Source organism: Streptomyces sp. NPDC107528, from assembly GCF_055639295.1.
In genome coordinates this window covers 136,357-156,737 of the sequence record NZ_JBVKAV010000017.1, presented here as the reverse complement: position 1 = coordinate 156,737, position 20,381 = coordinate 136,357, and the positions used below count along the sequence as shown (strand labels likewise).

The window sequence follows — 20,381 nt, the reverse complement described above, 5'->3', positions numbered from 1 at the left end:
CGTTTGCCTGGCTCAGCTTGCCGGAGTGGCGGGCGATCGCGGGCATCAGCCCGCCGGGCGGCGTCCACGCGAATCAGCCAGCCTGACGACGTCCACTCGAACCAGCCCGCGTCACGGCGACCGCCTCGATCGCACCCCCTGGCGACCGCGGCAGCAGTCCGCCGGATAGCGTCCGCCTGGACCATCGCGCCTGACGACGGGCCGTCTGGACCGCATTGCCCTGGCGATCGCCTGCGGAGGCCCGCCCGACGGCAACCACCTCTAACGCATCGCCCGGCGACCGCACGCGGCAGCCCGCCCGACCGCGACCGCCTGGACCATCGCGCCTCACGACGGGCCGTCTGGACCGCATTGCCCAGGTGATCGCCTGCGGCAGCGCACCAGACGGCAACCACCTCTAACGCATCGCCCGGCGACCGCACACGGCAACCCGCCCGACCGCGACCACCTGGACCATCGCGCCTCACGACGGGCCGTCTGGACCGCATTGCCCTGGCGATCGCCTGCGGCAGCGCACCAGACGGCAACCATCTCTAGCGCATCGCCCGGCGACCATATGCGGCAGCCAGCCCGACGGCGACCGCCTCGGACGCATCGCCCCGCGACCGCACGCGGCAGCCCGCCCGACGGCGACCGCTTGGACCGTCGTGCCTCACGGCGAGGCGGCTGCAGCCCGCCTCACCACGACGGGCTGGGGCAGGTGCCCCCTGGGTCAGGTCGCCTGCGTGGCGATCGTCTGGAGGAGTCGTACGACGCCCTGCGGGCCGTCGACCACGACGTCCGCCTTCTCCGAGAGTTCGGTGACCTCCTCGCTGCCGCTGCAGACCAGGAGGCCGGGGGTGCCGTCGGAGCGCAGTTTGTCGACGGCGGCGTAGGCCGGGAGGTCGCCCAGGTCGTCGCCGGCGTAGAGGACGGACTCGGCGCCGAGTTCGCGGATGTACTTGCTCAGCGCGACGCCCTTGTCCATGCCGGGTGGGCGGAGTTCGAGGACCATGCGACCCGGTTCGACGATGAGGCCGTTGCGGGTCGCGAGGTCGGTCAGGGGGGCTCGGAGGGCGTCGAAGGTGCCCTGCGGGTCGGGCGCGCGGCGCGTGTGCACGGCCAGGGCGTGTCCCTTGTCCTCGATCCAGGTGCCCTGCGCGGTGGATTCGAGGAGACCCGGCAGGGCGGCGCGGACCGCTGCGACGCCGGGGTGGGGGTCGGGGGCGGTGACCTCGCCGCTCACGGCGTCCCAGCGTTCGGCGCCGTAGTGGCCCAGCACGACGAGGTGCTCAAGGCCGGGGGTGTCGGCGAACCCGCCGTACTTCACTGCGACCTCGGCCGGACGGCCGGTGATCACCGCGACTGCGGCCACCTTCGGCGCGAGTGCGGCCAGGGCGGGGATGGCGTCGGGGTGGGCTCGGGCCCTTTCGGGGTCCGGAACGATGGGGGCGAGGGTGCCGTCGAAGTCCAGCGCGATGAGTGAGCGCGCGGGGTGGGTGAGGATGGCGGCCAGGCCGTCGCGGCCGGGCTGGGTGGTGGGGGTCGGGAGGGGATCCTTGTGACTGCCCATGGGGCGACCTTATCGGGGGGCGGGTGCTGCACCATCCCGACGGGGTCTCTCGACGCCGGTCCCGGCAATTCAGCCCGTCCGGGGGTGCCCTCTCTGGGGGAGTTTGAGGACGAGGCCGTTCAGGCCGACAGCGGGGGTCTGGGGGCGGCAGCCCCCAGGGACGGGACGGGTAGGGGCGGCGGGGGCGAAACCCAACCCCCCGCTGCACCGCCGCGCGTCACCGCTCCCCCCGCCGCCCTTCCCGAACCCGCCGCAACCGATTCACCGTCACCGGATCATGAGCCAGCGCCCGCGGATCGTCCAACAGCGCGTTCAGCAGCTGGTAGTAGCGCACCGGCGCCAGCCCCAGCTCCTCACGTATCGCCCGCTCCTTGGCCCCGGCCCCCGAGAACCCCCGCCGCTCCAGCGCAAGAATCGCCCGCTCACGCTCGGCGAGAACGGCGGCCGCGGGCTGGTCCTGGTCCTCGTCCTGGTCCATGAGCCGCACCGTAGCCCACCCCACTGACAGGAAGCCCCCGCTACCTACTCCGCACTCTCCGCCCGAGCGGCCCCCGACTGCAGCTGCCCCAGGATCGCCGACGGGCTCCCCCCGGACGCCACCGTCCTGCCGATGCTCTTCTTCACGTCCGCACTCACCGCGGCCCACGACGTCCGCCCCACCGGATAGAGCTCGGAGAGCGGGAGCTGATCAAGGAAGGGCTTGAGGGCGGCGTCCTGGTCGGCCCCGGCCATCACCGTGGACGCGGAGTTCGTGACGGGGAGCAGGTTGTACTCCCGGGAGAAGTCCAGGACGTTCTGCTTGTCGTAGGCGAAGTCCAGGAACTCCCCCACCTGCTCGGCATGACCGTTCTCCTTGAAGGCCATCATCCAGTCGGCCACACCCATGGAGACCTTGGTCGGCCCCTCGAGCCCGGGCATGGGCACCATGCCGAACTTCACGCCCTTCTTCTCGGCCATCTGCATCAGCGAGGGGTGCCCGTTGAGCATGCCGACGTCGCCCGCAGCGAAGGCGGAGAACGCGTCGGCCCGGTTGAGCTCCCCGGGCGGGACCGGCCCCGTGAGCCCCTTGCCGACGAGGTTGTTCTTGAGCCAGTTGAAGGTGGAGACGTTCTCCGCGGAGTCGATGCTGTACGTGCCGGTCTCCGCGTCGGTGTACCCGCCCCCGCCGCTGAGCAGCCACTGCATGGTCTCGGCCTGCGCCTCCTCGGCACCGAGCGGCAGCGCGTACGGGTACTTCACACCGTTCGCCTTGAGCGCCTCGGCGTCGGCGGCCAGTTCCTTCCAGGAGGTCGGCGGGGTGAGGCCGGCGTCCTCGAAGAGGGACTTGTTGTAGAAGAGCAGGCGTGTGGAGGAGGCGAACGGGATGCCGTACTGGACGCCGTTCACCTGCCCCGCGTCCGCGAGCTGCGAGACGAAATCGGCCTGGACGGGGATGGAGAGCAGTTCGTCGGCCTCGTAGAGAAGGCCCTTCGCGGCGTAGTCGGCATACGCGCCGATCTGCGCGATGTCCGGCGCCTCCCCGGCGTCGACCATCTTCTTGACCTTGGCGTCGACGTCGTTCCACGAGTACACGGTGACGTCGATCTGCACGCCGTCGTGCTGCTCCTCGTACTCCTTGGCGAGCCTGTCCCAGTACTTCTGGGAACTGTTCGCCGCACTGTCCCCGTAGTCCGCGGCGACCAGCTTCAGCGTCACCTCGTCCGAACCACCGGTCAGCCCACAGCCGCCCAGAACCGCCGACAGGCCCAGCGCGGACACCGCCGCAATCGTTCCCGTACGCCTACGCCGCTGCACGCAAAACCGCCCCACACCCATATTCGAAACTTTCGAAACGTCATACATATTGCCCCCATAAGGTCTACACCACGTAAGTGGACTAGACCTCTCGCGGGTATGCAAGACACACTGTTCCCGTGAGACATGTCATCGCCCTCGATGTGGGCGGCACCGGGATGAAGGCCGCCCTGGCGGCGGCGAGCGGCGAGCTGCTCCATCAGGCCCGCCGCCCGACCGGGCGCGAGCGCGGGCCGGACGCGGTCGTCGAGGGCATCCTCGACTTCGCCGGCGAGCTGCGCGCGTACGGCGAAGAGCGCTTCGGCGAGCCCGCGGCCGCCGCCGGCATCGCCGTCCCCGGCATCGTCGACGAGGAGCAGGGCGTCGCCGCCTACTCGGCCAACCTGGGCTGGCGTGACGTACCCCTGCGGCGGCTGCTCGCCGAACGGCTCGGCGGCGTCCCGGTCGCCCTCGGCCACGACGTGCGCACCGGCGGTCTCGCGGAGGGCCGGATCGGCGCCGGCAAGGGTGCCGACCGTTTCCTGTTCGTGCCGCTCGGCACCGGGATAGCCGGCGCCATCGGCATCGACGGCCGGGTGGAGGCGGGCGCGCACGGCTTCGCGGGCGAGATCGGCCACATCGTCGTACGGCCCGGTGGAGCGCCGTGTCCGTGCGGGCAGCGCGGCTGCCTGGAGCGGTTCGCTTCCGCGGCGGCGGTGAGCGAGGCGTGGGCCGCCGCGTGCGGAGACCCGGAGGCGGATGCGGCGGACTGCGCGAAGGCCGTCGCGTCCGGCGATCCGAACGCCGTACGGGTCTGGCACGAGGCCGTGGACGCCCTGGCCGACGGCCTGGTCACCGCCCTCACCCTGCTGGACCCGCGCACCCTGATCATCGGTGGCGGCCTGGCGGAGGCGGGGGAAACCTTGTTCACACCGCTGCGGGAGGCCGTCCGGCGCCGGGTGACCTTCCAGAGGCTGCCGTCCATCGTCCCCGCGGCCCTGGGCGACACCGCCGGATGCCTGGGTGCCGGCCTCCTGGCCTGGGATCTCCTCGACCGAACCGACCGTACGGAGGTAACTCCCTGATGGCAGCCGACCTAGGGGCGCGGGACAGCGCTGAATCTGCGGCCACCGCCGCGCGGGCGCGACAAGCCACAACGAGCCCGCGGCCCGCAACGAGCAAGGTGCCCCTCGTCCTCTCCGGCGCCAACGTGGTCATGCCGACGGGAACCCGCAAACAGGGCCAAGTGATCGTCGACGGCACACGCATCGCCGGCACCGCCCCGGAGAACGCCCACCGCATCGACCTCACCGGCCACTGGCTCCTGCCAGGGTTCGTGGACATCCACAACCACGGCGGAGGCGGAGCCTCGTTCACCTCGGGCACCGTGGACGACGTGGTCACCGGCATCCACACCCACCGCCTGCACGGCACCACCACCCTGGTCGCCTCCACCGTCACCGGCGACATGGACTTCCTCACCCGCCGCGCGGGCCTGCTGTCCGAGCTGGCCGAGCAGGGCGACATCGCCGGCATCCACTTCGAGGGCCCCTTCATCTCCCCGTGCCGCAAGGGCGCGCACTCCGAGGAACTGCTGCGCGACCCTGACCCGGCGAACGTGCGCAAGCTGATCGACGCGGCGCGCGGCCACGCGACGATGGTCACGCTCGCCACCGAACTGCCGGGCGGCCTCGACTCCGTACGGCTGCTCGCCGAGCACGGCGTGATCGCCGCGATCGGGCACACGGACGCGACGTACGAGCAGACGGTGGAGGCGATCGAGGCGGGCGCGACGGTCGCCACGCACCTCTTCAACGCGATGCCGCCGCTGGGCCACCGCGAGCCGGGCCCGATCGCCGCCCTGCTGGAGGACGAGCGGGTGACCGTCGAGCTGATCAACGACGGCACGCATCTGCACCCGGCGGCGCTGGAGCTGGCGTTCCGTCACGCGGGTGCGGACCGGGTCGCGTTCATCACGGACGCGATGGACGCGGCCGGCTTCGGCGACGGCCGCTACATGCTCGGCCCGCTGGAGGTGGAGGTCGCCGACGGTGTGGCACGCCTCGTCGAGGGCGGCTCGATCGCGGGCTCGACCCTCACGCTGGACCGGGCCTTCAAGCGGGCGGTGACGATCGACCGGCTGCCGGTCGAGGACGCGGTGGCGGCCCTGTCCGCCAACCCGGCCAAGCTGCTCGGCCGCTACGACCGCATCGGCTCCCTGGACCCCGGCAAGGACGCCGACCTGGTGGTCCTGGACGCCGACTTCGACCTCAAGGGCGTGATGCGCCGGGGCGAATGGGTGGTGGATCCGCAACTGGGGTGATCTGTCCTGCTGTTGAGGGCGGTGGTTGTCCTGCCAGACTGGGACGGCCGCCGCCCTTTTGGCATGATCGGCAACTGCCGGCGGGAACAACCGGCAGACGGACGGCGCACGCATGCTGAACTCTTCGGGGGAGGTCGAGTACAGGTGATCCTCACTGTCACTCTGAACACCGCTCTCGACATCACCTATCGCGTACGGTCCCTGCGGCCCCACGCCTCCCACCGTGTCTCCGAGGTGACCGAACGCCCCGGCGGCAAGGGTCTGAACGTGGCCCGGGTGCTGGCGGCCCTCGGCCACGAGGTCACGGTCACGGGCTTCACGGGCGGGGCGACGGGCCGTGTGGTCCAGGACCTGCTGACGGCCACGCCGGCCGTGGTGGACGCGCTGGTCCCGGTGACGGGAGCGACCCGCCGGACGATCGCCGTGGTGGACGAGCTCACCGGCGACACGACCCAGCTCAACGAACCCGGCCCGACGATCACGCCCGCCGAGTGGTCCGCCTTCCAGGAGGCCTACGAGGACCTCCTCGCCGCCGCCTCCACGGTGGCCCTGTGCGGCAGCCTGCCACCGGGCGTACCGGTCGGGGCGTACGCCGGCCTGGTCCGGGCCGCGAGGACCGCGGGCGTCCCCGTCCTGCTGGACACCAGCGGCGAGGCCCTGCGCCGGGGCGTCGCCGCCCGCCCGGACATCATCAAGCCCAACGCAGACGAACTGGCCGAACTCACCGGCTCCCACGACCCGCTGCGCGCCACCCAGGACGCCCGCCGCCGAGGCGCCCGCACGGTGGTCGCCTCCCTCGGCAAGTCGGGCCTCCTGGCCCACACCCCCGAGGGCCGCTGGCAAGCCACCCCACCAACCCGCCTCCACGGCAACCCGACCGGCGCCGGCGACGCAGCGGTCGCGGGCCTGCTGTCGGGTCTGGTGGAACACCTCCCGTGGCCGGACCGCCTGACCCGAGCGACGGCGCTCAGCGCGGCAAGCGTGGTGGCACCGGTGGCGGGGGAGTTCGACCGGGGGGCTTATGAGGAGTTGCTGGGGCGGGTGGCGGTGACCGGGGAGGTCACCGCCGCGTGATCAGGAGCTGGACTTGACCCAGCCCTTCACCAGCCACATCTGGTCGAGCAGGGCGTCGCACTGGTTGCCCTGCTCGCAGGACACCTTGATCGTGTTCGTGCCCTTGTTGAGCTGGATCCAGTTGTACGTCTTCGTCCAGCCCTTCTCGTAGTCGCCCTCGGCGGCGCCTGTCCAGTTCTTCAGGTCTACCGGTGAGTCGGAGGCCGTGCCGTTGACCGTGAGGGTGGCGTTCTGGTCCTTGCCCGGGACGCTGTAGCCGACGAAGACGGTGTACTTGCCGGACTTCGGGATCCCGTCCACGTTCCAGCTGACCGAGGAGCCGACCACGTTGAACCCGGAGACATAGACGCCACCGTCCGCCTTGGCGCCCTTGATGTCGGACGCGGTGGTGGCGCCGCCGGCGAGAGCGAGGCTCTTGGCGTCCCTCGTCGGCAGGTCGTCCTCGGCCGCCTGGCTGTTGCTGTTCGACGGGCTCGGCGCGCTGCTCTCCTGGGACTGCGTCGGAGTCGACCCCGTGTCGCCCCCCGCGTCGTCCTTCTCGCCGTCGCCGCCCAGCATCGCCACGCTGATGCCGATGACGACCGCCGCGACGACCGCGATGGCGCCGATCAGCAGGCCCTTGGTGTTGGGGCCGCCGCGGCCGCCCGAGCCGTGGCCGCCGCTGTAGGACGACTGCTGGCTGGCCGTGGTCACGCCGCCGGGGTGTGTCTCCGGTGCCGCGTAGTGCGCGTTCGGCTGGCCGTACGTGCCCTGCTGTTGCGGTATCTGGCCGTACGCGGCCGTGGGGGCCTGCTGGCCGTACTGCCGCTGTCCGACCGGGCGCACACGGTTCACCGAACCCGGGTAGCCGTAGCCCCCGCCACCGGACGGCGGCTGGGCGCCGTTGGCCTGCCCGTCGGCGTAGAGGTAGCCGAACGGGTCGTCGTCCTCGGGCGTGCTGGCGCCGTTGTTGCCGGACGTCATCCCTTGGTACTCCTCACCAGGTGCGGGCGGATGCGATGCGTATGGTCAGAATGGCGAGCCTACCCGCTCCTGATGGCCCAAACGGGTGACTCGGATCGCATCAGCTCGCTGACCTGGCAGTTACCCGGCGCGTCTGTGTTGTTTGGGACGAGATCGTTTCTCTACGTACATCCGCTCGTCGGCAGACTTCAACACTTCGTCCGCAGTCATTCCGCAGTGTGCCCACCCGATGCCGAAGCTGGCGCCCACGCGGACCGCCCGCCCTTCGGCGCGGATCGGCTGGATGATCTCGTTGCGCAGACGTACCGCGAGGTCCTGGGCGTCCGCCTTGCCGAGCCCGTCGGCAAGGATCACGAACTCGTCGCCGCCGAGCCGGGCCACGGTGTCGCCGTCGCGGACCTGGCGGGACAGCCGCCTCGCCACCTCGATGAGAACTGCGTCACCCGCGTTGTGCCCGAACCGGTCGTTGATCGACTTGAAGCCGTCGAGGTCGCAGAAGAGCACCGCGAGCCCCTTCGCACCGTCGTCCCCTTCCCCCTCGACCGGCGCGACGGTGTGGACATGGTGGTCGTAGGCGTCGAACGCCGCCACCGCCGGCCGGAAGTCGAAGCCGTGACCGTTGGCGTCGTAGGCCGGGTGACCGTAGGCCGCGTCGACCGACTCCAGGGCGGCGCCCGGGTGCGTGGAGCGCTGACACAGCCGCGAGGCGAGGCGGGAACGCAGCTCGGCGGAGTTCGGCAGCCCGGTGAGCGAGTCGTGCGAGGCGCGGTGGGCGAGCTGCAGCTCGCGGCGCTTGCGCTCCTCGATGTCCTCGACGTGGGTGAGCAGGAAGCGAGGCCCGTCGGCGGCGTCGGCGACCACGCTGTTGCGCAGCGAGACCCATACATACGTGCCGTCGCGGCGGATGAGCCGGAGCTCCGCCCGGCCCCCCTCGGCGGACGTACGCAGCAGCGTGCCGATGTCCTCGGGGTGGACGAGGTCGGAGAAGGCGTAGCGGCGCATCGCGGAGGCGGGGCGGCCGAGGAGCCGGCACAGCGCGTCGTTGGTGCGCAGGATCCGGCCGTGCTGGTCGCCGCCCATCTCGGCGATGGCCATGCCGGACGGGGCGTACTCGAAGGCCTGCCTGAAGCTTTCCTCACTGGCACGCAGAGCCTGCTGCTCGCGCTCCAGCCGGACCAGTGCCCGCTGCATATTCGCGCGTAGACGTGCGTTGCTGATGGCGATCGCCGCCTGGAACGCGTACATCTGGAGCGCCTCGCGCCCCCACGCGCCCGGCAGCCGCCCGTTGCGGGGCCGGTCCACGGACAGGACCCCGATCAGCTCACCGCACGCGCTGCCCTGCACGCCGGGCGTGTACATCGGGGCGAAGAGACGGTCCGAGGGGTGCCACTCGTCCTCGAAGCGGGGCGCGGGGCCGTCGGTGTACCACTGCGGGACGTCGTCGTCGTCGAGTATCCAGCCCTCGGTGTGCGGGATGAAGACCAGGTCGCCCCAGCGCTCACCCATGCTCAGCCGGCGCTCCCAGGAGTCCCGGGAGCCGACACGGCCGGTGATGAGGGCCTCGGCGGCGGGGTTGCCGGAGAAGGCTGCGACGACGAGATCGCCGTCGGGGCGTACGAGGTTGACGCACGCGAGCTCATAGCCGAGGCCGTTGACGACCCCGTCGGCAACGGTCTGCAGCGTGTCCGCCAGGCTGCGGGCCGTGTTCATGTCAGCCATGACCTGGTGCAGTTGCCGCAGGGTCGCAAGACGGACATACGGCTCCGACTCGGTCTCCATGCTCGCCCTCCCCCCGAGACCTCGCAGCGAATCAAGGGTTCTACTTCGGCGTAACTTCCCTTGCTAGTTCCCCGCCACTGAATCACAGCGCGCTGCTCACTCGGTACACAGGGTCAACAATTAATGGCCCTTGTGACTCAAGTCACAGGTAAACGTGAACAATTGAGCGGTGTTTCTGCGTTTTTCCTGTGCGTTTACTGAACGCAAACTTTGTGCGTGTGTGGAGATGCCACGAAACGGTCTTGATCAGGTACGTCAGTCGTCGGTCCATGGTCCTAGGACCACGTCCCGGTCCGTTCTCGGGCGAAGGCCCGATGCCGGGTGCGCAGTGCCGACATTAGCGTTTTCGGCGTGCCGAACACTTCACCGCCCGCGCCGCCCGTGACCGCCGTCCTCCCCGCCTCGCGCAGCGCCGCCGGGCATGCTGAGGGAGTGAGCAACGACGAGTTCCGTGCCGCCATGTCGCGGCTGGCCGCCGGTGTGGTCCTGGTGACCGCGCTGGAGCCGCCGCTGGACCCGGACGACCCGCACGCACCCGTCGGCGAGGACGTCGGCATGACGGCCACGGCGTTCATGTCGGTGTCCCTGGACCCGCCGTTGGTCCTGGTCAGCGTGCGCGAGGGGTCCCGCATGGACGACCTGCTCGACGAGCAGCCGCTGTGGGCGGTCTCGGTCCTCGCCGAGAGCCAGCGCCACATCGCCGGCCGCTTCGCCATGAAAGGCCGCGTCAGCGACCGCCTGCTGTTCGCCGACATCCCGTACGTCCGCGGCGAGGAGACCGGCGCCCCGCTCGTGGGCGGCGCCCTGGCCACCCTGGAGTGCCGCACCGAGCAGCGCGTGACGGCAGGCGACCACACACTGGTGATCGGCCGCGTCCTGTCGGCCTCTCTGCCGAGTGCGAACGGGGGGCCGCTTACGTATTTCCGGGGCCGTTACCGGCAGTTGGGATGATCAGCGGACGGGACCGTTCGCAATTCCATGGCGGGGAACTGATCATCCGCCTTACGGTGCCGGGATGACGTCGACCACTTCCGCGCCGCGCCTCGAAGAAATCACACCCGCGAACTTCGAGGCCGCCACCGGCATACGCGTTCGCCCTGAACAGGAATTCGCGGTCTCCCCGGTGATGCAGTCCCTGGCCGAGGCATACGCCCACCCCGCGGGCGTCGCCTGGCCCCGCCTGATCGTCGACGACGACCGCCCGGTGGGCTTCCTGATGGCCTTCTTCGACATCGACTGGCGCGGCGACGGCAGCCTCCTGCGCTCCGGGCTGTGGCGGCTGAACATCGCCGCGGACGAACAGGGCCGGGGGTACGGCCGGTTCGCGGTCGAGTCGGTGGCCGCGGAGCTCCGCCGCCGGGGCGGCAGGCAGCTCTACGTCACCTGGCACCCCGGCGAGAACGGCCCTGAGGGCTTCTATCTGGGCCTCGGCTTCCGCCCCAACGGCGAGACGAGCGAGGGCGAGACGGTGGGCGTGCTGGAGCTGGACCGCACCGGCACCGCGCCGGCCAGATCGGCCTGAGGTCGAGCCGGGACACCCGCTCGGGGTCCGTCACGATGTCGATCACGGCGATCCGGTCCCGTACGAACGCAAACCGCAGGGCCCGTTCCACCCGGCCATCGGCCGGCACGACGGCCCCCGCCGCACCTTCGACCAGCATGAGCTGCGCGACACCGGCAAGCGACCCGAACGTCGCCGCACCCCGCGCCACCGCCGCCGCCCCCCTGGCCACCCCGGCCTCGGTGCGCGCGATGACGTCCTGGCCCAGGACCTCCAGCAGTCCCCCGAAGTCCCCCTCCCGCGCGGCGGCGAGGAGAGCGCCGACCACCTCGCGCTGCCTGCGCCGCCCGGCCAGGTCGGCCCCGCCGAGGTTGTCGATGCGGGCGGTATCGGACCGACTCACCCGAAACCACGCCTCCTGCACCGCGTCCTCGGCCTCGACGACCGACCCGAGCATCCGGTGAGCCACGGCCGCCGCGGTCCGTCGTCGCAGTCCGTCGTCACTGCGCTGACGAATGGAGGGACGGGGACGTGACGGCGACAGCGGGTGAGGCGACGGCTGCTTCGGGTGCGGGCGCGAGTACGGCGACCGGGGTGGCGATTGCGGCGACGATGGCGAGGACGGCGACAGCGCGCAGGGTCCACTTCAGCACGATGAGGATCCAATCCGGACGGTGACGGTATGCGCCTCGATCGTCGCCACCGATCCGGTGTCCGCGGATCGTCCGAAGGTCGCGACCGTCTCCCCCGCACGGCGGAGGGGACAGGCGGCGCCGACGGGACTACGTCCAGCCCCGCCCCGTCCGCCCCCGCTTGGTCTCCGAGCGCTGCTTCTTCTCCCTCAGCCGGCGTTCGTTGATGCCGCGGGGGATGCGGGTCGGCGTGCGCGGCTTCGGTGGTGGGGCCGTCGCCTCGGCGAGGAGGGCGGCGAGGCGGACGGCGGCGGTCTCGCGGTTGCGCCACTGGGAGCGGTGCTCGGAGGAGCGGACGGTGAGGACACCGTCGACGAGGCGGGACGCCAGCCGCTCCAGCGCCCGCTGCTTCCACACCTCGGGAAGCGCGGCCGTGCTCGCCAGGTCGAACCGCAGCTCGACCTGGGAGTCACTGGTGTTGACGTGCTGGCCCCCAGGGCCGCTAGATCGCGAGAAACGCCACATGAGCTCGGCCTCGGGCAGGGAGACGGAGCCACGGATGACGTACGGACCAGACATGCCGTACATGTTCCCGCTTCTGTCCGGTCCACGTCACCCGAATATCCCCTACGGGTGCTCTTTGGCAAAGAAAGTAAAGACACCTGGAACTTGAGGTACCCCTCTCCGCGTTCATAGGGGTAGCTGTAGCTTCTAGCCGTACCGCAACGAGGGAAGGGACTCCCAACAATGGCTGTAAGCCTGTCCAAGGGTGGCAACGTCTCGCTCACCAAGGAGGCACCGGGCCTGACCGCCGTCACCGTGGGCCTCGGCTGGGACGTCCGCACCACCACCGGCACGGACTTCGACCTCGACGCCTCGGCGATCGCGGTCAACCCCACGGGCAAGGTCTACTCGGACGGACACTTCGTCTTCTTCAACAACAAGCAGACCCCGGACCAGACCATCGTCCACACCGGTGACAACCGCACCGGCGAGGGCGCGGGCGACGACGAGGCGATCAACGTCAACCTGGCCGGCCTCCCGGCCGACGTCGACAAGATCGTCTTCCCGGTCTCGATCTACGACGCGGAGAACCGCTCGCAGAACTTCGGCCAGGTCCGCAACGCCTACATCCGCATCGTCAACCAGGCCGGCGGGGCCGAGATCGCCCGCTACGACCTGTCCGAGGACGCGGCCACCGAGACCGCCATGGTCTTCGGCGAGCTCTACCGCAACGGCGCCGAGTGGAAGTTCCGCGCCGTCGGCCAGGGCTACGCCTCGGGCCTGGTGGGCATCGCGCAGGACTTCGGCGTGAACGTCTGACGGACGCCTCGCTGTGCAGGAACCCCTGGCTTCGGCCGGGGGTTCCGGCGTTCTGGGACTTCGATCGTCCAGCGCCTCGATCGTCCAGGGGATCGGTCGCCCAGCGCCTCGATCGTCCAAGGCCGCCTCGATCATCCCCGTCTTCGATCGTTCATGTCTTCGATAGGTTGCCCCACGTGATCCTCGACCCGCTCCCCCTCGGCCCCGACCACGACATCCCGGCCCCGCTCCTCACCGAACTCACCGCGCTGTACGCCTCCAACCGTGAGTTCCACGCGCTCAGCGGCGAGTTCCCGGACCCGGACGACGTACGGCCCGAGCAGGTGGCGGCCGCGCTGGCCGACGAGTTGGTCAACCCTGACGTGGAGGTCCTGCTGGCCCGCAGTGCAGGGCAGCTGGTCGGGATCGTGATCACGCTCGGCCGGCACCCGGACCCGTCCGACCCCGATCCGTGGATCGGCCTGCTGATGGTGGACGCGAGCGCCCAACGCCAGGGGCACGGACGCCGCTTGGCCGCCCTCGTCGAGGACCGCCTGCGCGCCGCGGGCCGTACGGCCGTACGCCTCGCGGTCCTCGACAACAACCCCGGCGCCATCGCCTTCTGGACCGCCCTCGACTACGAGGTCATCGGGTACGGCGAGGACCTCCAGCTCGGCCGCGCCTGCACGGTCCTGCGCAAGCCGCTCACCGATCCCGACAGCGCCCCGCGCACCCCGCGCCAGGCCGCCCGAGTCGCCGTACTCGACTCGGAGGGTTCGGTCTTCATGTTCCGGTACGACAACGTCGAGGTCGGCGTCCACTGGGCCCTGCCCGGCGGCGGCCTGGAGGCGGACGAGACACCCGAGGAGGGAGCCCTGCGCGAACTGCGCGAGGAGACCGGCTGGACCGACCTCGGATTGGGCCCCCTGCTCTGCACCTGGGAGCACGATTTCACCCACTCCGGCACCCCGGTCCGCCAACACGAGCACATCTACGTCACCCGTGGCCCGCACCGGGACCCGACCGGCCCCGGCCTCCCCGCAGCCCACGCCGCCGACGGCATCCTCACCGGTCAGTGGTGGCCCCGGGCAGACCTCGCCAAGGCCCCGGAACCCCTGTGGCCCCCGGACCTGGCCCGTCTGCTGGACGAGTGGGAAGCGGGCGGGGAGGCCTGAACCACCGTGGACTGGACGCCCCTGGCAGGCACCGCCCTCGGCGCGTTCGTCGGTGTCGGCTCGACGCTGCTCGCGGACCGCGCCCGCTGGCGCCGGGACCTGACCGACCGGACCCGGCAGGAACGCCGGCAGATCTATGTGACGGTCCTGACGAAGTACCGCCTGGCCTACGAGGCCATGCACGCCGCGGCGGTCACCGGCCGCGGCCAGGCGCAGGCGGCACGGGAGACGGCCGTGCGGGAGGCGTTCAGGTCCTCCGGCTGCGACGAGGCCCGTGAGACCGCCCTGATCTGCGCGCCGCAGGAGATGTCCGACCTGCTCGAGGCGGTCTACGCGACCCTGCGGGACCTCCAGGACGCGTTCGCAGCCGGTGATCCACCGCTCGACTCACCGCAGTTGCAGGAGCGGCGGCTCAAGCACGCGGAGGCGATATGGGCGGCCCGTGCGGCGATGCGGCGGGATCTGGAGCGGGGATCCTGAGCAGCCGTCCCAACGGGACGGCGGGCCGGCGCGCCGGCGTCACGGTTGCTCGGGCTTTCCGTCCCCGTAGAGCCAGTCCTCCCAGACGGACGTGAAGTCCTCGTCCGGGGCCGTCTTCTCCACGTACGCGGTGAAGTCCCCGGTGTCCGCGTTCCCGTGCCGGTGTTCGGCCGTCCAGCCCTGGACGATGTCGTAGAAGGTGTCGTCGCCGACGGCCTGGCGGATCTTGTGGAGCACCATCGCGCCGCGCTGGTAGACCGGTTCGCCGGAGATGTGCGCGGCGCTCCTGGGCTTGGCGGGCGGGAAGGACCAGAGGTCCTCGTACTCGTCCTCGCCGTGGTCGTACAGGGCGTCGAAGGTCTCCTGCGCGCTGTCGCCGCCGTTGTCCTCCTGCCACAGCCACTCCGCGTACGTGGCGAAGCCCTCGTTCAGCCACATGTCCCGCCAGCTCTCCGGCGTCACGGAGTTCCCGAACCACTGGTGGGCCAGCTCGTGGACGAGCAGTTCGGTGCCGGGGGCGCCGGGAAAGACGGGCCGGTTCTGGGTCTCCAGGGCGTAGGCGGAGGCGTTCTCGCGGGCGACGATCGCGCCGGTGGAGGAGAAGGGGTAGGGACCGAAGTTGTACTCGGCCCACTCCACGATCTCGGGGAGCCGGGCCAGGACTTCACGGCTGGAGCGGGCCTGGGAGGGGGCTACGGCCGTGTAGACGGGCAGCGCCCTGCCGGCCGCGCCCGGCACGCTGGAGCGGCGGATGTCGTAGTCCCCGATGGCGAGCGTGGCCACGTAACTCGCCATCGGCTCGGCGGCGCGCCAGTGGAACGTCGTACGCCCGCCGCCGGTGGTCCGCTCGGCCAACTCACCGTTGGAGATGACCTGGAGCCCCCTCGGGACGGTCACCGCGATGTCGTACGACGCCTTGTCGGACGGGTGGTGGTTGCCGGGGAACCACGCCATGGACCCCGTCGGCTCGCCGAGCGCGAGCGCACCGTCGGCGGTGGGGAGCCAGCCCTCCTCCGAGCCGTCCGGGTCGGTGACGGTCTGCGGGGTGCCGGAGTAGCGGACGGTGAGCCGGAAGGTCTCGCCCTCGCCGAGCTCGTCGCGCGGCCGGACGACGACCTCCTCGCCGCTACGGCTCCAGCGGGCACGCTCGCCCTCCACCGTGACCCGCTCGACGTCCATGCCCTTCAGATCGAGGTCGAAGGCGGAGAGGTCCTTGCCGGCACGTGCGGTGATCTCGGCGGTGCCGGTGAGGCGGCGGTCGTCGGGGTCGTAGGCGAGGTCGAGGTCGTAGTGCGTGACGTCGTAGCCACCGTTGCCGGCCTTGGGGAAGTACGGGTCGCGCACACCGGAAGCACCGGGGGTGCCGTGGACGCCGCCGCACGCGGTGAGCACGAGGGCGAGCACACCACAGGCGATGGCCGGAACAGGCACGGAACGGGACACACCAGTGATCCTATGAGCGCGGACCACACCACCGTCACCTCGGCGCCCAGCCCCGCCCCACGACACCGCCGGCCCACATGCCTGCATGCGAGCCGCGACACCGTCACCTCGGCGCACGGCACGAGACCTGGCACCACCGGCCCACATGCCTGCACCCGGACCGCGAAACCGTCAGCCCCACCCCTGCGCGCGCCAGGCGCCACCGGCCGCCGCACATGCACCGGAGCCGCAACACCCCCGTTCCGTGCCCGCATCCGGGGCGCGAACCCGTCACTCCGCGTACAAGGCGACCCCCCGGCCCCACCGACCGCCATGCCTCACCCGGGCCAGCACACCCCCGCCCCGCCCGCACCCCGAACCGCGCAGCCGCCCCACCTCGCAATCACGCCCCGCACCGACCCGTGACACCATCACCCCCGTGCTCGACATCGGCTACGCCCTCTCCAACCGCTTCCCGGACCCCCCGCAGACGGACTACCGTCGCGCGGACGTCCGTGCCCTCCGCCACGATCTGTTCTGCGGCGACGTCTACCTCGCCGACACCAAGGCGGACCGGGAGTTGTCCACAGCCTGGGGATGGGTGCCGGTGCTCGACTTCGCCTGGGCCCTGTGCGACATCGCGGAGCTGTTGGACCAGGACCCGGCCGGCTCCCGCGCCGCCCGCCCCCAGCACGCGGAACTGGACTTCACCGAGTCCACCGACCGCATGCTGTTCGAGCGCCGCTTCGGCTGGGTCGACATCGAGGCCGACTGGATGCGGGCGGAGGAGCCCCCGCTGACCTTCTCGCACACCGAACTGCGCCGCGAGGCCCGCGACTTCCTGCATGACCTGATCGCCGACCTGATCGACCTGCACGAGGACCTGGCCGAGAACCCGGCGATCTGGACCCTCCAGGCCCGCTTTCCCAGGCCGGCGTAGCCCAGCCGCCCGACGGACACGGACAACGAAGGAGCCCCATCCCGAACAACGTGGGATGGGGCTCCTGATCCGAGCGCCGGGCAGGCCTTGCACCTGCATCTCCCCGCAGGAAGCGGGACGTCTTTCCTTGGACCACCAACGCAACACCGACCACCGCGAGTTCCGGCGACCAGCTCAGGATTGATCATACCGCAGGCGCCCAGGCACCGCACACCGGCGTCCGGCCACCAGCCTTCTCGCCCCGCGCCCCCTGGACCCCGTGCCCCTCGCCCTACTCGTCAGCCTCCACCCGCACCCCCACCGCCGCCGCCAGCACCGGCGCCAGATCCAGCAGCTGCGAAGGGCTGATCACCGCCCCGGCGAGCCGCTCCACCCCCCGCGTGATGTCCAGCTCGCCCGCCCTGCGCAGGTCCACGTCCGTCAGGGTCACCCCGGTGAGGTCCGCCCCCTTCAGCGCGCAGTCCACGAACTCCACCCGCTCCAGCCGGGCGCCCCCGAAGTCCGGCTCGACCAGGACGCAGCCCTCGAAGACGACGTCTCTGAGCTTGGCCTTGCGCAGGTTCAGGTAGTCGATCTTGCCGCCGCGGATCACGACCCGCTCCAGCACCGCCCCGTGCAGCTGCACCCCGCCCAGCCGGGCGTCCACCAGTTCCACATCGCGCAAGGTCGACTCGGCGAGGTCGGTCCCGACACCGCGCGGGCCCGTGAGGACCGAGTCGAGGATGCGGGCGTGGTGCAGTCTCGTCTCGTCCAGGGCACAGCCCCGCAGCGCGCAGTCCATGAAGCGGGCGCCCCCGCCGTCCTGTCCGGTGAGGTCCTCCTCCCGGAACTCCAGGCCGTCGTAGTCGCCGTCCGGCTCCAACTCCCCGTCCCGGAACGGCTCCAGCCGCGGCAGCCGCACCTCGGGCCGCCGCGCGCGCTTCACGCCGCCGCCCCTGCCCGGACCGCCCGCCCCGCCGGAACCGCCGCCCGCACCCATCGCTCGCCTCGCCATGCCCCCATGCTGCACCCCACCACTGACAATCCCTCCGACCTGCACCGACGCCCCGCCGACCCCGCCCGGGCCCAGCACCCCCACCACCCCATGTCACATTCCGCGCGCCCAGGACCGTCGTACTCACAGAACAGGGAAGCAAGGCCACCCCGAGCACGAGGGAGACCCCCAGCCATGCACCGCATCACCGTCGTCGGCGGCGGCTTCGCCGGACTCACCGCGGCCATCACCGCCGCGGAGGCGGGCGCCAAGGTCACCGTGTACGAAGCCCACCACACCCTCGGCGGGCGGGCGCGGACCGCCGACGGGCCGTACCGGACGAACGAAGGACCGCACGCCCTCTACAGCGGAGGCCCGCACTGGGCCTGGCTCAAGCAGCGGGACCTCATCGGGCCGCTCGCGCCGATCCCGCCCCTGGAGGCGGCCAGGCTGCGGCTGCGGCACCGGGGCGTCCTGCGCCGGACTCCGCCGTTCGCCATGCTCAAGCTGCTGCGGCGGGGCCTGCCGCAGGCGCCCGTGGACGTCGACTTCATGACGTGGGCCACCGGCATCGCCGGCGAGGAGGGCGCAAGTGCCGCCGCGCACTACTCCGCCGTCGCGCTGTTCCACCACGACCCCGGCGCCCTGTCGGCCGCGTTCGTGCAGGAACGGCTGCGCCGGGCCACCAAGTTGCCGCCGGAGGCGCACTACCCGCGCGGCGGCTGGGCGACCATGATCGACCGGATGGCGGCCCGGGCGTGGAACCTCGGGGTGCGGATGGAGACCCTCTCCCGCATCGACAGCCTCGACGGCCTGACGACCGACGCGCCCGTCGTCGTCGCGACCTCCCTCGACGCCGCCCGCCGCCTCCTCGGCGACGACTCGCTGACGTGGACCAGCGGGCGTACGGCACTCATCGACCTCGCCGTGCGCACCCGGCGCGGGGACGCCTTCGCCGTCTCCGATCTCGACGGGACGGGGTGGCTGGAGCGGTTCACCGCGCAGGACCGGTCGCTGGCACCGGCCGGTGAGCAGTTGATCCAGGGGCAGATCCCGATCGCCCCGCACGAGAGCAGGGCCGCCGGCATCGCGCGTGCCGAGCAGCTCCTCGACCTCGGTTTTTCCGGCTGGCGCGAGCGGGTCACCTGGCGGCGCGAGTCCGTGGCGAGCGGCCGTACCGGCGCCGTCGACCTGCCCGGCACCAGCTGGCGCGACCGTCCGGCCGTCGACCGGGGCGACGGGCTCTACCTGGCGGGTGACCAGGTCGCCGCTCCCGGCGTCCTGTCCGAGGTCTCCTTCAACAGCGCGCTCACGGCCGTCTCCCTGGCCCTCGGCCGGAACGCCCTTGACCTCAAGCAAGCTTGAGGTTGAAGGCTGGCTCCTCGACAGCTTCCGAGCACATGGCCCGTCCACGTGGCCCGTCTCCTGGGGGATCCAGATGCACGCCATCCGACTGCACACCTTCGGCCCGGCCGAGAACCTCGCCCACGAGCAGGTCGCCGATCCCGTGCCGGGCCCCGGCCAGGTCCGGATCGCCGTGGCGGCGGCCGACGTCCACCTGCTCGACACGGCCCTGCGCCAGGGCATCCAGGGCCCGGCACCCGAGCCGCCGACGCTGCCCACGATCCCCGGCCGTGAGGTCGCCGGAGTCATCGAGTCCCTCGGTGAGGGCGTCGCGCGGCTCTGGCTCGGCAAGCGCGTGGTCGCCCACCTCGGATTCGCCCCGGGCGGCTATGCCGAACTCGCCGTCACGGACGTCGACCGCGTCCACGAGATCCCGGAGAACCTCGACTTCGCCGAGGCCGTCGCCATGATCGGCACGGGGCGTACGGCGATGGGGATCCTGCAGTTCGCCGAGCTCGGCCCGGAGACCGTGGCCCTGGTCCCGGCGGCGGCCGGCGGCATCGGCACGCTGCTCGTGCAGTACGCGAAGAACGCCGGCGCCATAGTCGTGGGGCTGGCCGGGGGGCCGGAGAAGGCGGCCCGGGTACGGGACAACGGCGCCGATCTCGCCGTCGACTACACGGACCCGGCTTGGCCCGGGAAGGTCCGCGCCTTCCTGAGCGGCCGGGGTGCCACGGTCGTCTTCGACGGCGTCGGCGGCGACGTGGCCCGCGAGTGCGTCGCCCTGCTCGCGCCGGGCGGCAGGCACCTCGTCTTCGGCTGGTCCGGCCAAGGGCTGCACGACGGTGAGCCCTACCTGGTCGACGGCGTCTCCGAGAACGTCCTCGGCCCCGCGATGATGCGCCGGGCCGGCGGCCCCAACCCCGTGCAGACCCTCGAACTGCGCGCTCTCGCCGAGGCCGCCGCGGGCCGACTCACCCCGGCCGTGCAGCGCTTCCCGCTCGCCGAGGCCGCAGCCGCGCACCGCGCCCTCGAAACCCGTGCGACCACCGGAAAGGTGGTGCTGGAGCCGTGACCGGCCACAAGCACTCCCCAGATGCGATACCCCCCGAATCATGGTCTTCTGGCCGGGTGACCGTCACCCGAAC

20 protein-coding genes are annotated in these 20,381 nt (G+C 71.6%); 11 read left to right on the top strand and 9 right to left on the bottom strand.

Translation table 11 applies throughout. The features are described from left to right. Positions 1-712: 712 nt before the first annotated feature. The 3 genes from otsB to ACZ7L5_RS41475 form a co-directional block, all read right to left on the bottom strand. On the bottom strand, positions 713-1,552 hold the full coding sequence (gene otsB / locus ACZ7L5_RS41485; RefSeq protein ID WP_471523823.1) for a trehalose-phosphatase: 840 nt from the start codon (positions 1,550-1,552) through the stop codon (positions 713-715). A 217-nt stretch (positions 1,553-1,769) separates the two neighbouring features. Next, positions 1,770-2,030: a DUF3263 domain-containing protein gene (locus tag ACZ7L5_RS41480; protein WP_471523821.1), complete on the bottom strand. Its 261-nt coding sequence runs from the start codon at positions 2,028-2,030 to the stop codon at positions 1,770-1,772. Positions 2,031-2,074: 44 nt separating this feature from the next. After that, positions 2,075-3,367: an ABC transporter substrate-binding protein gene (locus ACZ7L5_RS41475; protein WP_363041422.1), complete on the bottom strand. Its 1,293-nt coding sequence runs from the start codon at positions 3,365-3,367 to the stop codon at positions 2,075-2,077. A gap of 98 nt (positions 3,368-3,465) precedes the next feature. Between ACZ7L5_RS41475 and ACZ7L5_RS41470 the strand changes: the two genes are divergently transcribed. The 3 genes from ACZ7L5_RS41470 (at position 3,466) to ACZ7L5_RS41460 (ending at position 6,722) form a co-directional block, all read left to right on the top strand. Continuing rightward, complete coding sequence (locus ACZ7L5_RS41470; protein ID WP_471523819.1) at positions 3,466-4,410, top strand: ROK family protein; 945 nt, start codon at positions 3,466-3,468, stop codon at positions 4,408-4,410. Continuing rightward, positions 4,410-5,648 carry an N-acetylglucosamine-6-phosphate deacetylase gene (gene nagA, locus ACZ7L5_RS41465; protein ID WP_471523817.1) on the top strand — a complete coding sequence of 413 codons (1,239 nt, stop codon included), beginning with the start codon at positions 4,410-4,412 and terminating at the stop codon, positions 5,646-5,648. Before ACZ7L5_RS41470 ends, nagA begins: the two co-directional genes overlap by 1 nt. 144 nt (positions 5,649-5,792) lie before the next feature. Beyond that, positions 5,793-6,722: a 1-phosphofructokinase family hexose kinase gene (locus ACZ7L5_RS41460; RefSeq protein WP_471523815.1), complete on the top strand. Its 930-nt coding sequence runs from the start codon at positions 5,793-5,795 to the stop codon at positions 6,720-6,722. Here the strand turns inward: ACZ7L5_RS41460 and ACZ7L5_RS41455 are convergent, their stop codons facing one another. Continuing rightward, positions 6,723-7,685 carry a CBM35 domain-containing protein gene (locus ACZ7L5_RS41455; RefSeq protein WP_471523813.1) on the bottom strand — a complete coding sequence of 321 codons (963 nt, stop codon included), beginning with the start codon at positions 7,683-7,685 and terminating at the stop codon, positions 6,723-6,725. A 120-nt stretch (positions 7,686-7,805) separates the two neighbouring features. Continuing rightward, complete coding sequence (cdgB, locus tag ACZ7L5_RS41450) at positions 7,806-9,464, bottom strand: diguanylate cyclase CdgB (protein ID WP_471523811.1); 1,659 nt, start codon at positions 9,462-9,464, stop codon at positions 7,806-7,808. Positions 9,465-9,815: 351 nt separating this feature from the next. On the opposite strand from cdgB, the gene ACZ7L5_RS41445 reads away from it, so the two are divergent. Further along, the gene (locus ACZ7L5_RS41445; protein WP_384191838.1) at positions 9,816-10,415 is read left to right on the top strand and encodes a flavin reductase family protein; all 600 of its coding nucleotides are present in this window, start codon (positions 9,816-9,818) and stop codon (positions 10,413-10,415) included. Positions 10,416-10,479: 64 nt separating this feature from the next. Beyond that, positions 10,480-10,986 (top strand): GNAT family N-acetyltransferase, encoded by a 507-nt coding sequence (locus ACZ7L5_RS41440; RefSeq protein WP_471523809.1) that lies wholly within the window; start codon positions 10,480-10,482, stop codon positions 10,984-10,986. A 479-nt stretch (positions 10,987-11,465) separates the two neighbouring features. Here ACZ7L5_RS41440 and ACZ7L5_RS41435 read toward each other — a convergent pair whose 3' ends face one another. Both ACZ7L5_RS41435 and arfB read right to left on the bottom strand, forming a co-directional pair. Further along, positions 11,466-11,618 carry a hypothetical protein gene (locus ACZ7L5_RS41435; RefSeq protein ID WP_471523807.1) on the bottom strand — a complete coding sequence of 51 codons (153 nt, stop codon included), beginning with the start codon at positions 11,616-11,618 and terminating at the stop codon, positions 11,466-11,468. 129 nt (positions 11,619-11,747) lie between these two features. Continuing rightward, complete coding sequence (arfB, locus tag ACZ7L5_RS41430) at positions 11,748-12,185, bottom strand: alternative ribosome rescue aminoacyl-tRNA hydrolase ArfB (protein WP_328426811.1); 438 nt, start codon at positions 12,183-12,185, stop codon at positions 11,748-11,750. 159 nt (positions 12,186-12,344) lie between these two features. On the opposite strand from arfB, the gene ACZ7L5_RS41425 reads away from it, so the two are divergent. The 3 genes from ACZ7L5_RS41425 (at position 12,345) to ACZ7L5_RS41415 (ending at position 14,554) form a co-directional block, all read left to right on the top strand. Beyond that, positions 12,345-12,920: a TerD family protein gene (locus ACZ7L5_RS41425; protein WP_107906089.1), complete on the top strand. Its 576-nt coding sequence runs from the start codon at positions 12,345-12,347 to the stop codon at positions 12,918-12,920. A gap of 176 nt (positions 12,921-13,096) precedes the next feature. After that, on the top strand, positions 13,097-14,074 hold the full coding sequence (locus ACZ7L5_RS41420) for a bifunctional GNAT family N-acetyltransferase/NUDIX hydrolase (RefSeq protein WP_471523804.1): 978 nt from the start codon (positions 13,097-13,099) through the stop codon (positions 14,072-14,074). A 6-nt stretch (positions 14,075-14,080) separates the two neighbouring features. Then, a complete protein-coding gene (locus ACZ7L5_RS41415) occupies positions 14,081-14,554 on the top strand; it encodes a hypothetical protein (protein ID WP_471523802.1) in 474 nt (157 codons plus the stop codon). A gap of 39 nt (positions 14,555-14,593) precedes the next feature. Here the strand turns inward: ACZ7L5_RS41415 and ACZ7L5_RS41410 are convergent, their stop codons facing one another. Continuing rightward, positions 14,594-15,997, bottom strand: coding sequence for a M1 family metallopeptidase (locus tag ACZ7L5_RS41410; RefSeq protein WP_471523800.1), 1,404 nt, complete (start codon positions 15,995-15,997; stop codon positions 14,594-14,596). 418 nt (positions 15,998-16,415) lie between these two features. On the opposite strand from ACZ7L5_RS41410, the gene ACZ7L5_RS41405 reads away from it, so the two are divergent. Continuing rightward, positions 16,416-16,916 carry a hypothetical protein gene (locus tag ACZ7L5_RS41405; RefSeq protein ID WP_471523798.1) on the top strand — a complete coding sequence of 167 codons (501 nt, stop codon included), beginning with the start codon at positions 16,416-16,418 and terminating at the stop codon, positions 16,914-16,916. A gap of 271 nt (positions 16,917-17,187) precedes the next feature. On the opposite strand, the gene ACZ7L5_RS41400 is transcribed toward ACZ7L5_RS41405, so the two are convergent. Next, positions 17,188-17,910 carry a pentapeptide repeat-containing protein gene (locus ACZ7L5_RS41400; protein ID WP_328880833.1) on the bottom strand — a complete coding sequence of 241 codons (723 nt, stop codon included), beginning with the start codon at positions 17,908-17,910 and terminating at the stop codon, positions 17,188-17,190. Between the two features lie 174 nt (positions 17,911-18,084). Between ACZ7L5_RS41400 and ACZ7L5_RS41395 the strand changes: the two genes are divergently transcribed. Both ACZ7L5_RS41395 and ACZ7L5_RS41390 read left to right on the top strand, forming a co-directional pair. Beyond that, entirely contained in the window at positions 18,085-19,254 is a 1,170-nt protein-coding gene (locus ACZ7L5_RS41395) for an FAD-dependent oxidoreductase (RefSeq protein ID WP_471523796.1), read from the top strand. A gap of 73 nt (positions 19,255-19,327) precedes the next feature. Further along, positions 19,328-20,308 (top strand): zinc-binding dehydrogenase, encoded by a 981-nt coding sequence (locus ACZ7L5_RS41390; protein ID WP_471523794.1) that lies wholly within the window; start codon positions 19,328-19,330, stop codon positions 20,306-20,308. The last annotated feature ends 73 nt before the right edge of the window (positions 20,309-20,381 follow it).